An 11,824-nucleotide genomic window follows, 5' to 3' on the forward strand; every position below is an offset into this window, starting at 1 on the left:
TCTTAAACAGATTTCAACTTAGACTTAACTGTATCAAACAATTTATTAATCTCAGGGAACATCCCCTCAACCGTGATACGTTCTCTACGACCAAATGTATCAAAGTAAATACATTGAGCATGCCCTGTATTTCCTAACCATTTTCTAGTTGTATCAGTCTTTTCAACACGCAAATAATCAAGAACCTCATCAATTTCAGTTTCTTCAAGAAACGCAAAGACCGTACCAAAACCAGTGGTATCATCATTAGTCACTACATCAGCAACCGATTGTGTACCAAGGACAAGGAAGTTATTAAACGAACGCCCAACACGTTTCATCTGCTTTAGAACAGAACGACCTGCAGACGTTGACTTAAACTGCCAAGCCTCATCCACGACTACCACAGTTTCAACTTCCCTATCACGTTGCCCAAAGAGCTTACAGAAATAACCAATACCATACATGACAACCAAGCTATTTTTCTGAGCTTTTTCAATCTCATCCGTTTCCTCAGACGGTAAATCAAGACCTGCAATTTCAAGAACCGTTGTTTTAGCAGTTAAGTCAATAGCATGATTTTTTCCATCTGAAAAACAAAGCGAAAGAATAGAATCCTTAGATTTCTTATCCAACAGCATACCTGCAGAACGAACTTTTTCAACATCTGATTTCATCATTTCCTCGAAAACGTGTCTCATCCCAACAAGCTCCCCTGCTTGACGTCTTGCCATAACAGTCTCAATCGCAGTCATATAACCATATTCAACAATATCTGAATGATTCGTCAACACAGCCGAAATCATAGACTCAGCAAGCTCACTAGCATCCGTACCAGTAAGGAATACGATAGGGTCAAGCACACCATGATTTCTAGGATTGTTTGGGTCGAGCGTCACAAAATCAATAGACCTGATATAATCTTGCAACTCAGGAAACTCATCATTTTCCTCTAACTCAGCTAATACACTTTCATACTGTTTACGCATCTCAGACTTAGGGTCAATGTATAATGACTGAATTTTGAGCATGGAGTGATAAGTAAACAAAAGCTTAATCAAGAATGACTTACCACGACCAGTAGCACCAATAACAGCAACGTGAGGATTCGCAGTCAATTTCCCCTCAACATTATTCTTGTTTGCTTGAAGCAAATTGACATAGACAGGATTAGAGCTTGCCTCAATGGCAGACCTATAATCACCCTGCCAAGATTTCAACTCATTATCCACTCGCCCAATCGCAAATCCAACATCAGTACCAACCTTACGTGTTGTAAAAAAAAGATTCTCACAAAAAGCAGATAAGGACATCTTTTGAATGAAATTCTTATCATAGGTCGTTAGAACCTCACCTATACGTGTCTTATACAAGAGATACAGTTGGTCAGCAGAAGCTTTAGACACCTTAACCCCAATACTTGCCAAGGTCTTAGTCAAAATTTCATACTGTACTTTCAACTGTTCTATTGATTGAGCTGAGAAATCCAAGCAATGAAGATACTGAACAATAGGCTCACCCTCATCAATATTCTCTTTCAAATCATCCAATAATAGAATCGAAGAAACAACCTTAGCATTTTGAGTATCACCATTTTCGTCAGCATCTATCGCTGTTCTATTCAATCTACGTCTATTACGATTCGCTTTACCCTCAACACCTAATGCGCCTTTAACAGCCATAAAATTCCCTAATACGGTAGAACCAACAGGAAAATTTAAACCAACCAATTTATCCAAAACGTGCATAAATGAAACGTTTTGAGGAATTTCTACAATCGGAAGATACCAACGATAAGTCGCATCATCAAAATCCGACATTTTAATAACGCTAACATTTTCAAGTGTAATAGCTACATCATCAATATTCTCAACATTATCCTTAACAGCAATCAACTCAGACTCATTATCATAAAGGAATCCTTGAATGAAGTGTAAACGTTGTAAAAACCAATTCTCATCAGTCGTTAAACGAGTAACATCGAGACCTGACAAGTCTGAGTAAGCTGCCTCCTCTTGCTGAACATATTCTTCATACCAATTTTCAGGAACACCCTCGAAGAAACCTAGTAAATTCATAGTCATATCTCTAGTACGTCTAAAGGCTTGTTCCATTGTTTGCTTCAAATCGACAGACAAATGAATTGATTTCAATGGCACAATAATATGATGCCAATAGTCGAATGGCATACCAATGGAATCAACCAACGTTTCAACCATGCCATTAAGCACATATTCAGCCAAATCTGCTGTCGCTGAATCCCAATCAATATCATCAGCTAACAACTTAAAACGTGCTGACAAATCTTGATTGACAGGTGTTGTCTTAATCATAAAATCACGATAAGTCAAACAATTTGCTAATGCTGAATACTCAATATCCTTCAATTCTTCTTTACCCTTTTCATCAACAGAATTGACAATTTTTGACGGAATCCGATAAATAGCAAATACTGAACCATCCTTACGAAGTACAAGATTATCATGCACATCCCAAATCTGATTCAACATCACATCATCATCCATATTCACCATCTTACTTAGAAAACTACTCATTAGACCTCCTTTCTTCCACGCATTTTTTTAGCTTTCACACGTTTATAAATCAAACCCTTATTGATTATCAATGTTTTATCTTTGCGACCAAAACGAAAATAAAAGATAAGATAATCTTTCAAATACATAAACAAACTCTTACCCTGCACACGCAAATCTGAAAACAAACCTGCTAAATACCAACCAAAGAAACCTGCCGATACAATCTTAAAGCCAAATACAAAATTGAACGGTTTATATAATTGCCAAATCAAAAACGAAATAATGACAAAATAAATCACTCGACTTAACTTAATAGGCGTAGGTAAGCTATACTGTTCGTTTAATTTTTGAATCCATACAGGTTGAGATAGAGCCTCAGTATAAGAGTACAGCTCTTTATCTTCAACCGACTCCTGTTGCTCCTCTCGACTCATTAAGCACCACCACCTTTTACTTTATCTATAATTGTCTTAGCAGAATCCAAGAAACCAACAGGGTCTTTACCAAACCAGTAAGCAATCGCACCAATGACACAAGCCCAAATAGCACTACCTGTATCACCTGAAACAGCAGATTTTGCTATTTTCCACACAACAATTCCACCAATTATCCATACACCAAAATTTTGAAATAACCATTCATATAAACTTTGAAACGTCATTCAGTCTTATCCTCCTTTTTTACCTTCGCATAATCTGCAGGAATTTCATGTTTTAATTCCTTAACAAAATAAGAATCATTTTTCTTAGCTAATTTGAAACTAAAATTCTCACTATGCGTTATACCCTTAATTTCAAATGTAGCTTGCACATAAGCATCCACAGAACCATCTTTGTGAATCTTGTAGTAAGCCCAATCCGTTGACTTATAAATAGCACCATTGATAGTAGTCACACCATCAGCAATCAAATCCAAGTTTTTCTGACTCGTAGTATAGTTCTTGAAAAACAAATCCATGAAGTCATTCAACTTTTTCTTGTCTGAATTTGACAATTCTGTAGTTTGACTTGATAGAACCAATTCTTTATCATCAGAACTAGATTTTTTAAGATTCGTTACTGCTGAATACCAAGGCAGACCTGAAACATAATATTTTCCATCTTTACCACCAAACGGAACATTAAATCCGACCTTAATATTTTCTGCAGAGTCCCCTGAACCTGACTTATAAACCACTTCATAAACAGCAACGTTATCTTTAATTTCTTGAAGATAACTGCTTAACAAGGACGTTTCCTGTCTTAACTGCCCCTGATTCTGTTCTGACGGTACATAATCGTAATAACTATTCAATTCATCTAACTGTTTTTTCTGAGACTGATTATCCATTGAATAAGTGAAATAAGCATTGACATAACCATCTAAAAACTGCTCCAAACGATAATCAACCTTATCGGACGTAACCTTTTCAACTTTAGGCTTTTGATTACCAGTCAACTGCCCATAAACATTCAACCCAATAGCCGTCGTAGCTAACAAACCAAATCCAATCAACCCAGTCACAAATATTGTCGTCATCTTACGAGACGAAATCTGCCTCATCTGATGCTTTTGTTTCTTACCAACTTTTTTCAAGACCTTTGGTTTAGCCTTTTTCTTAACAATTTTTTTAGCCAATTAAACCTCCCTTTCAAGAAACATCAACGTAATATCTATCTTCAATCTGCAGTAAATATCCTGCTCTCAAATACTGACTAACAAAATTAACCCAAGAACCAGTCTTATAAAAGGTTACAAGCAATTTGTCAGAGTCAACTTGACCTATCACTTTAATCATTGCCTCGACCTCATCCTTAGATAAAAATTTGTAATAATGAGTCGCAATAAAATATATTGAACGACCTTGATTCAGCAAATAAGCAACTACCGTAGAATCACCATCATAAAGCTCCTCTACAGCTTGTTTAAGCACATACACCTCACGCAGACTAAAAATTCTATCAACATTCCAATCAGTTATTGAACATATAAAAAAGGCATCTTCTTCAATGCCTCGCTCATACATCCGTTGTCTAACTTGATTTTCTGTAAACTTCATCAAGTCCAAATCACACAGCTTTTTAGACTTACCATTTACTCTAGTCCTAATCACTGCAATCATTTATCTTATAATTCTTCCTCCAAACGACTAAGCAATTTTTTTGCTTCCTGCAAATGTTCTTGAATATTTGCAAGAGTCTCATTAGCTCGCTTAACATCATACTCAGTCTCCTCACTAGCAACTGACCTACGACTTTTAGCGTGAATCGAATCTACAATAGCAGACACAGACCTACCAAGACTTTCAATCTCATTGCTACGCTCTAACATCAACAAAATCCATTTTGTCATATCACTTACCTCTTAAATTTTTCCAAATCAGAAATAGACTCATCAGCATTGATTAACTCGTTAAAACCTCCCATCACCTTAAAACGTACCATGACTCAATACCATCTCGACCAAGAAATTCATAACCCAACTCACTAATCGCAGATTCTATCTGTTCAATGTTTTCATCAACCCACTCAGAAATCATAGACTCACCTTTAAGCTCTCTAAATTCCTGATTAGAAAGCAATTCAAGATTATCTACAAGTGTTTCCTCCAAAGTCCATTCATCAAAACCATTTACCCAAATATCATCAGGATTACATCCCTCACCATCAACACACTCACGACCATCATAAATCTCATTTAACCGTTCCTTAATATCGTCAGATAAATCCTTAAAGTTTTTCCCATAATAAAAATCTGAACAAGCTGAGACAAAATCTGAATAAGTCGTAACCACTTTAAAACCCATTACTTATTCCTCCACTTTTTTCAAAAAAATAAGTGATTAGCCTATGAAAACTAATCACTTTGTCTTATCGATTCTTTAAACCTAGTTTGCAAAATCTACAAACTTTTGACCTTTTTTACGCAAAGCACCAACAGCCTTACGCATTTCACCATTGAAATACCAATATTTTTTTAACTCAGTTTCAATATCAGGAATATGATACTGATTCAATTCTCGACCAGTTAAATCCTGCAATGCTTCATCCTTAACATAGTCTTTCAATAGCATAGCATTGTTAAAGGCTTCTTCCCAATCTTCTTTGGTTAAAGCCTCCCCTAATGCAGTCGTAGTAGTTTTGATTTTTTTCAAAACAGCATCTAATTGTTCATTGTTTTCTGCCATTTTCTAAATCCTCCAAATTTTCTATGACAGTTTTATGACTTGTCAAGGTCATTTAACTCACCTTAATTTTTCCCAAAAAGAAACGATAATGTTGTAAATACAAAACCACCAAGCCAACATAGAGGAACTATAGTAAATCCATGCTCACACATCTTAAAAACATAATCAGGAAAACTATCAGCAATCACAACATAATTTGAAAATATACCAAACATAAAGGCAAATAGACAATCAAAAAACAAACCTACAAGCAGATAAACGATAAGTCCAAAAACAAATCGAAAGAAACACACTATCTATATACCTCCTTGTATCTTAATAATGACTTTTCCAAATGATAATCAGTTGCTAACTTAATAATCATTTCCACCTGCCTATCTTCATCCTGCATCTGACAACCGAACAATAAGAGCTTTCGTTTGGTATTAGCCATATCTGATAGAGAATCAAAATAATCCCTTTGTACAAAACTCAAATCATCCTTTATCAATCTAGGACAATCAGAATTCCTAACCCTAACTAAAAGCTCATTCATATCCTCACGTTTTCGCTTGAATAAATCACTATCTATATCAGAACCATAGAAATATCGTTCAGGAATCATATCAACACATTTCTTTAAAATATCAGGTATTGAATCATTATCCTCTAACCAACGCATCAACTCCTCTTGCTTATAAGTTAAATCCAATCAAAACCTCCTATAATTCATAGTATCAACTTTCTCAAAAGAAAAGCATTAACCATATCAAAACAATAGCACGTTGATAGAAATTCAACTTAGAACCATCTCGTTTACAAAAATAAGTACCACTATCAGTTTTCTTTGAATAAATACCAAACAAATGCTCAGTTAATTTATCTTCCATAAAAAACTCACTCCACAATAAATTCTTGATAATATGCTTGACTATTACATCCTCGAATAGCTCCCTCAACCTCCTTATCACTTAAACCATGAAAAATCTCCTCATACCAATCAAGATTCTCTAATTCTTCTTGTGCCTTTAAAGAAACTGTTTCATACTCAGAATTAAGTCGCTTATCCAATTTATCAAGCCTATCTGATACATAACAAAGTTCACTATATAACTGCTCCCCCTGATACCTATAATCTGAAATATATCCTTTATCAATCAACATTTCCATCAAAGCTAAATATGATTCAGCCTCGACTTTACGAACCCACCTACCATCCGTACTTTTACCTACCCACTTAATCATAAATACTCCTTACCTTTTTAATTCTATTGACTAATAGTCTATATTTCAAAAAGTCACTTTCATCAAAATCAAGAACATCTTTTTTCCATGTAGAAACAACAAGACTATGAATAAAACTTTCAGAAACAAAATAATTCAATAGTTTATTAAACAATTCTAGCTGATAACTATTAAAATCAAACCCATCAACAATGACATAGAGTCTTTTTCGCCCCTCAGGAAAATCATTAGCTCTCATTTTTAAAAATTGCAAGTAAGAAATAAACTCATCAAAATCAAGAAACAAACCTCCAGCCCTAGCAAAATCTTTATCACGATTAAGTCGTTCTGATAGAACAACAACATTTACATTCTGATTTGCTTTTAAATAACTTACAAACCAATTAAGAAAATATGTTTTTCCTGCACCTGCAGAACCATTAACAACCATATAAGTTTTTTCATCCCCAATTAATCGACTGAATATATCAAACACACAATCACGAGATTCTAGTATAGATTCTAACTTTTTACCTTTAGAATCATAAAGATCATAAACTCTTTCCATAACGCCCTCACTTTAAACTATTTTTTCTTCTTCAATAACCATCAAAGTAATAATCAAAACAACAATATCCAAACAAAAAGCACCTAACAAAAACCAAAGATTAGTTGAAACAAAACCAAAACAACTTATAATATCCTCTTTACCAAAAATCAAAGTGTAATAGACAAAACCAAATAAAGCCAAAAAACACAGAAACCAAGCTATTAGATAGGCTAACAGAACCACCACATTTTTAAAAAAAGAATATAAGTTTTTTATCACAATAAGCCTCACTTTAAACTATTTTTTATATCATCAAGCATCTGTTGACCTCGTTCAGTTATCTCACCACTATTCAAAATCATAGCAAGATAATCTTCTTGCACAATCTTGTCATACTCACTTACCAGAGCGAGACTAGGTGCTACCTGCTGAGACAACCACTTAATCGTCTTCTCAATGCTATAAGGTTCAGGCTTCGTACTTAACACTAAGGGAAGACTGCCACCAAATAGCTTTTGCCACTTTTTATCAGCAAGATAAGCCCCCCACTCATTCAAACCATCATAGACATCAAAATTTGCATTGATAAGACCTCTTGCAACCTCACCTAAATCTATACCTTGTAAATATTCTTGCACAACTGCATTAGCCTTTTTCTGTGCTAAACGAATCTCATATCTGTTCCACTCATCATAGACGCATAACGCATCCTCAACACTAATACCATCTTCTTTCGCACGTTCATAACGCTTCTCATAAAAATTAAAGTAAATCTCAGATTGACGAGAACCAAAATAAAGCGAGATACCCTGTCTGTTATCTTCTCTATCTTGCTCATCCTCATAATTAAGAGAACCACCCCCAATATAATTCCACCGTCTCAACTTTTCAAAATATAGCTCTTGATTGTAATACTTAGTAATCATATCAGACAGCTCAAATTGTTCACTTTCATTACCCTTACCCAAATACAACTCATCAATCGCAATATCAAGACGTGTCACATTCATACTTGCTCGATACGAGAAATCAAGATTCTTGAAAAAATCAAACCACGTCAAATCATACTTAGCTAGAAGACATTCAAATTCCCTGCATCCCTGACCTGACATCTGCAAGGTTATCTGATAATTACCAGTATCAAATTTATCTGCAAAATCAAAAATCCAAATATTACCACGTTGCCAAACGTGATTATAATTCATCAAGCCTGACGTAACAGACCTAAAATCCTTAAACTTGCAATGCAAAAACATCTTACAAAAGAAATCCAAATCACGAACATCCTTAAATGTGATTCTCACATAGTCTATCAGAACCCTCAACCTCTCAGATTCTGCCTCATCATAGCCGAACGCCTTTTTCATGGCTACAAACGTACCAAGAGATAATTTTCGCATTCCTCGCTCATACTGACTAATCATAGACTGACTCATACCGACTACTTTCGCAAAATCAGCTTGATTAAGCCCTGTTTTCCTGCGAAACTGCTTCAAATACCTTGCATCCATCCAGTTTTCTTCCTTTTCTAGCTAAAATATAAGCACTTTTTGCCGATTTTATAAGCAAACCTTGAATCTCGCAATCGCAAGCTACACAAGGCTTTAGGGAGGTTTGATACCCCAATTTTCCAAATTGTTACCCCCCTATTAGAAATAGGGGGTTGAAATCAAAACCCCTCCCTCTGTCAAGACCATAGCGTGTCCGTAAAGAGGACGTGTACGAGCCAAGCGTAGCTTGGCTCTAGTCCCCTTTACTAGCTATGGTCTTGACAGAAAGAGTGGCACTTATACCCTTTCTAATTGTCGGCATCACGGTCAAAATGGATAGAAACCATCTCTTTCCATGTACCATCAAACGATTCAAATGAGTCAAAAAGCCCCTCTAAAAGCAGACAATCCTCCTCAGTCAAAACAACCTTACCATTATCTCGTTTAAATTTCTTAAAACCTCCTTTTTCAATAACATCAATAAGTTTCTTAATCTGTCCAAAGGACTTACCTATAGACTTAGACAATTCCCCAATAGTCTTAAAATCAGTAGAATCAGATAAAGTTTGTATAGGCAAATCAATAGGCTCATCTAAATCAATAAGATCCTGAGTCTCTACATCATCCTCCTTATCAACATCACCCTGATAATTAGGTTCATGTGGATTTTCAATCCTAGAATAAGTCTCAAATATATCAAAGAAAGAAAAACCTGCAGTCAGATTCGGAGCGTAAAATTCTTGAGCAGGCAAGCCGAAAATAGCACTATAACCTCGACCATACACCTTTTTACCATTCAAACGCTCAATAAACCTAAATTTTTTATTAGCATTTTCATCACCAAAGGTCATTTGATAACCACTATCTGACAAACGTCCCATCGAAATATGGTGCATCATATTATCACGCAACTTAGTAGGTAAATCATCATAAGTAGGTTTTTGCATAGCCAAAATAACATAAGAACCAACCTGACGACCTTTAAGAATGATTTCAAGTAAATCGTCAATCATTTGTCCTCCAACTTTAGCATTTCTATTGAGTGAAGCCATCAAAGCGTTCCACTCATCAATCATCAAAATAGTAGGCTTCAAACCATACGTATCAAAACGCCCTAATTCACGCTCACTACGTTCCTTAGCAATTTTACGCATATAATCATAACGATTATTCATAGTCTGCTTAAAATCACCAACCATTTTAGCAATATCTTCTTTTTCAAAGAAAACACGTCCTTTTAAAACATCCAAATCCTCCATAGGAACAAAATCAGCACGTTTTGGGTCACCAATATAAACAATACATTTCTTTAAGAGACCAACTAAAATCTCACGCAAAAGAACTGTCTTACCACCACCAGTACCACCAACAATAAGTAAATGTGGATTCTCGGTCATCGACCACTTGACAACCTTAGATAAAACAAGCTCATAATTATCATTTAAGACAACATCTTTAGCCTCAATACGATTAAGAAACGCTGAATAAGCAAGCTCATAAACAACAAATTTTTCTTCATCAATCTTATTCATAAAATCCATGAAATAAGTTGTTTCAAGCTCAGAACCAATACGAGAGAATCGGTCTTGAAATTTACTACCTTGAGTCCCCAAATAAAGCCTTAAATCATATTTACCCTGTTTGAGATACACTTTAGGAAATTTCTTCTTAGACCTACCACCCTGCTTACCACTCGCCTTTTCATAATAAAAACCCTGCTCATTAAGAAAATTCGCAGTAAGCCACAAACGATAAATCCTTTTATACAATGGGATTCTATCCTCAGCAAGTACATGCAAAAAAGACACCAATGGATAAATCAATACCAAAAAGACCACTACAGGAATCATACTCAAATAATTCATAGCAACAAACTGCTCATAATTTAAGTAAGAATAATACCCAATAGCCAAAACAAAGGGCAACGCCCAAAACAGTTTAAGCATCCAAATAAGATTCAAATGCCAAGGTCTTATCCTAGTCCCACGATAAACAAAAATAATACCACCCCATTTCAAAAAATTTTAAATAAAAAGATAATAGCTATATCATTCCAAACTACTATCACGAATAAAAATTAAAAAGTATTACTTAAAAAGTCTTATTTTTGTTCGTTGTGTTGTTCAGGTTTAGGCTTAGGAGCTTGTGGTTGACCTCCAACCTTAGAAATAGAACTAGCAAACAACTTAGCCTCACCACTTCCAACTTGCGAATAAGTTACAACTATATCATTAAGGCTTACCTTATCACCAAACTTAATACCCAAATCATTAAACGCAGACAAAGGCATATCTGTAATAGTAACAAATACTTGCTTATGCACCTTAGAACGTAAGGCAACATCAAAACCAAGCATTTCACCAGTAGCAACTTGACGATAAGTACCATCACCATTAGGTTGACTCAAATCATCTTCATAAACAAGATTATCACGGACTTTTTCAATAAAAGTCAATTCGCCAAGCTGTTCAGCAGGATTCTCAATAACATCATTCAAAATACGATACTGTTTGCCAACAATATCCATCTTATCCCCAAGATTCAATCCATAACGTGCCATAATTTTAGTACCTCACTTCCTTATTTAACAACATTAATTTTCTTAGCAAAAACTGAAACGTAAGGAGCTACCTGACGACCCTCAGCATAATCTTCAAAAAACATAGGCTCACAACCATCAAGATTAACTCTAGCATCCTCCTCAATCACACCATCAATCACAGGAGTAATCACATAAAATAACCCGTGACGCTCATTCATCAACAAATGACGAACATAAGAACCACGCTGACCATTTACCTGACGTGGTGCTTGTGCCTCTTGACCCAAATAAATAGCATCACCAATAGCATTTACATCCAATTTAATATCATCTAATTTCATTACTCACTACCTCACT

17 protein-coding genes are annotated in these 11,824 nt (G+C 35.3%); all 17 read right to left on the reverse strand.

Going from position 1 to position 11,824, the window contains the following annotated elements; translation table 11 throughout:
- Positions 1 to 2: 2 nt before the first annotated feature.
- Positions 3 to 2,534, reverse strand: a complete 2,532-nt coding sequence (locus QRD39_RS00585) for an ATP-binding protein (protein WP_285955280.1) — start codon at positions 2,532 to 2,534, stop codon at positions 3 to 5.
- Positions 2,534 to 2,950 (reverse strand): TcpE family conjugal transfer membrane protein, encoded by a 417-nt coding sequence (locus QRD39_RS00590; protein ID WP_285955281.1) that lies wholly within the window; start codon positions 2,948 to 2,950, stop codon positions 2,534 to 2,536. The genes QRD39_RS00585 and QRD39_RS00590 overlap by 1 nt, the downstream gene beginning before the upstream one ends.
- On the reverse strand, positions 2,950 to 3,177 hold the full coding sequence (locus tag QRD39_RS00595; protein ID WP_285955282.1) for a TcpD family membrane protein: 228 nt from the start codon (positions 3,175 to 3,177) through the stop codon (positions 2,950 to 2,952). The genes QRD39_RS00590 and QRD39_RS00595 overlap by 1 nt, the downstream gene beginning before the upstream one ends.
- Positions 3,174 to 4,133, reverse strand: coding sequence for a conjugal transfer protein (locus tag QRD39_RS00600; RefSeq protein ID WP_285955283.1), 960 nt, complete (start codon positions 4,131 to 4,133; stop codon positions 3,174 to 3,176). Before QRD39_RS00600 ends, QRD39_RS00595 begins: the two co-directional genes overlap by 4 nt.
- Before the next feature lie 13 nt (positions 4,134 to 4,146).
- A complete protein-coding gene (locus QRD39_RS00605; protein WP_285955284.1) occupies positions 4,147 to 4,617 on the reverse strand; it encodes a hypothetical protein in 471 nt (156 codons plus the stop codon).
- Positions 4,618 to 4,622: 5 nt separating this feature from the next.
- The gene (locus QRD39_RS00610; RefSeq protein WP_285955285.1) at positions 4,623 to 4,847 is read right to left on the reverse strand and encodes a hypothetical protein; all 225 of its coding nucleotides are present in this window, start codon (positions 4,845 to 4,847) and stop codon (positions 4,623 to 4,625) included.
- A 73-nt stretch (positions 4,848 to 4,920) separates the two neighbouring features.
- Positions 4,921 to 5,301, reverse strand: coding sequence for a hypothetical protein (locus QRD39_RS00615; RefSeq protein WP_285955286.1), 381 nt, complete (start codon positions 5,299 to 5,301; stop codon positions 4,921 to 4,923).
- Between the two features lie 81 nt (positions 5,302 to 5,382).
- The gene (locus tag QRD39_RS00620) at positions 5,383 to 5,682 is read right to left on the reverse strand and encodes a hypothetical protein (protein WP_285955287.1); all 300 of its coding nucleotides are present in this window, start codon (positions 5,680 to 5,682) and stop codon (positions 5,383 to 5,385) included.
- Positions 5,683 to 5,974: 292 nt separating this feature from the next.
- On the reverse strand, positions 5,975 to 6,373 hold the full coding sequence (locus QRD39_RS00625) for a hypothetical protein (protein WP_285955288.1): 399 nt from the start codon (positions 6,371 to 6,373) through the stop codon (positions 5,975 to 5,977).
- A gap of 34 nt (positions 6,374 to 6,407) precedes the next feature.
- On the reverse strand, positions 6,408 to 6,551 hold the full coding sequence (locus QRD39_RS00630) for a hypothetical protein (RefSeq protein ID WP_285955289.1): 144 nt from the start codon (positions 6,549 to 6,551) through the stop codon (positions 6,408 to 6,410).
- Between the two features lie 7 nt (positions 6,552 to 6,558).
- Positions 6,559 to 6,906 carry a hypothetical protein gene (locus QRD39_RS00635; RefSeq protein WP_285955290.1) on the reverse strand — a complete coding sequence of 116 codons (348 nt, stop codon included), beginning with the start codon at positions 6,904 to 6,906 and terminating at the stop codon, positions 6,559 to 6,561.
- Positions 6,899 to 7,453, reverse strand: a complete 555-nt coding sequence (locus QRD39_RS00640) for a hypothetical protein (protein ID WP_285955291.1) — start codon at positions 7,451 to 7,453, stop codon at positions 6,899 to 6,901. The genes QRD39_RS00635 and QRD39_RS00640 overlap by 8 nt, the downstream gene beginning before the upstream one ends.
- Positions 7,454 to 7,465: 12 nt before the next feature.
- Entirely contained in the window at positions 7,466 to 7,714 is a 249-nt protein-coding gene (locus tag QRD39_RS00645; RefSeq protein ID WP_285955292.1) for a hypothetical protein, read from the reverse strand.
- Positions 7,715 to 7,722: 8 nt separating this feature from the next.
- On the reverse strand, positions 7,723 to 8,946 hold the full coding sequence (locus QRD39_RS00650) for a replication initiation factor domain-containing protein (protein ID WP_285955293.1): 1,224 nt from the start codon (positions 8,944 to 8,946) through the stop codon (positions 7,723 to 7,725).
- A 287-nt stretch (positions 8,947 to 9,233) separates the two neighbouring features.
- Complete coding sequence (locus QRD39_RS00655; RefSeq protein ID WP_285955294.1) at positions 9,234 to 10,871, reverse strand: FtsK/SpoIIIE domain-containing protein; 1,638 nt, start codon at positions 10,869 to 10,871, stop codon at positions 9,234 to 9,236.
- 155 nt (positions 10,872 to 11,026) lie between these two features.
- Complete coding sequence (locus tag QRD39_RS00660) at positions 11,027 to 11,485, reverse strand: conjugal transfer protein (RefSeq protein WP_285955295.1); 459 nt, start codon at positions 11,483 to 11,485, stop codon at positions 11,027 to 11,029.
- Positions 11,486 to 11,505: 20 nt separating this feature from the next.
- Complete coding sequence (locus tag QRD39_RS00665; protein WP_285955296.1) at positions 11,506 to 11,808, reverse strand: cytoplasmic protein; 303 nt, start codon at positions 11,806 to 11,808, stop codon at positions 11,506 to 11,508.
- Between the last annotated feature and the right edge of the window lie 16 nt (positions 11,809 to 11,824).

Source organism: Streptococcus raffinosi (genome assembly GCF_030284685.1).
In the GTDB taxonomy this organism is placed as follows: domain Bacteria; phylum Bacillota; class Bacilli; order Lactobacillales; family Streptococcaceae; genus Streptococcus; species Streptococcus raffinosi.

What these genes read in the sequence shown, in the direction of transcription:
- QRD39_RS00620 (WP_285955287.1), bottom strand. Translation starts at nt 5,682, where the DNA reads ATGGCAGAAAACAATGAACAATTAGATGCTGTTTTGAAAAAAATCAAA.
- QRD39_RS00590 (WP_285955281.1), bottom strand. Translation starts at nt 2,950, where the DNA reads ATGAGTCGAGAGGAGCAACAGGAGTCGGTTGAAGATAAAGAGCTGTAC.
- QRD39_RS00610 (WP_285955285.1), bottom strand. Translation starts at nt 4,847, where the DNA reads ATGACAAAATGGATTTTGTTGATGTTAGAGCGTAGCAATGAGATTGAA.
- QRD39_RS00595 (WP_285955282.1), bottom strand. Translation starts at nt 3,177, where the DNA reads ATGACGTTTCAAAGTTTATATGAATGGTTATTTCAAAATTTTGGTGTA.
- QRD39_RS00655 (WP_285955294.1), bottom strand. Translation starts at nt 10,871, where the DNA reads ATGCTTAAACTGTTTTGGGCGTTGCCCTTTGTTTTGGCTATTGGGTAT.
- QRD39_RS00635 (WP_285955290.1), bottom strand. Translation starts at nt 6,906, where the DNA reads ATGATTAAGTGGGTAGGTAAAAGTACGGATGGTAGGTGGGTTCGTAAA.
- QRD39_RS00605 (WP_285955284.1), bottom strand. Translation starts at nt 4,617, where the DNA reads ATGATTGCAGTGATTAGGACTAGAGTAAATGGTAAGTCTAAAAAGCTG.
- QRD39_RS00640 (WP_285955291.1), bottom strand. Translation starts at nt 7,453, where the DNA reads ATGGAAAGAGTTTATGATCTTTATGATTCTAAAGGTAAAAAGTTAGAA.
- QRD39_RS00630 (WP_285955289.1), bottom strand. Translation starts at nt 6,551, where the DNA reads ATGGAAGATAAATTAACTGAGCATTTGTTTGGTATTTATTCAAAGAAA.
- QRD39_RS00650 (WP_285955293.1), bottom strand. Translation starts at nt 8,946, where the DNA reads ATGGATGCAAGGTATTTGAAGCAGTTTCGCAGGAAAACAGGGCTTAAT.
- QRD39_RS00665 (WP_285955296.1), bottom strand. Translation starts at nt 11,808, where the DNA reads ATGAAATTAGATGATATTAAATTGGATGTAAATGCTATTGGTGATGCT.
- QRD39_RS00615 (WP_285955286.1), bottom strand. Translation starts at nt 5,301, where the DNA reads ATGGGTTTTAAAGTGGTTACGACTTATTCAGATTTTGTCTCAGCTTGT.
- QRD39_RS00660 (WP_285955295.1), bottom strand. Translation starts at nt 11,485, where the DNA reads ATGGCACGTTATGGATTGAATCTTGGGGATAAGATGGATATTGTTGGC.
- QRD39_RS00585 (WP_285955280.1), bottom strand. Translation starts at nt 2,534, where the DNA reads ATGAGTAGTTTTCTAAGTAAGATGGTGAATATGGATGATGATGTGATG.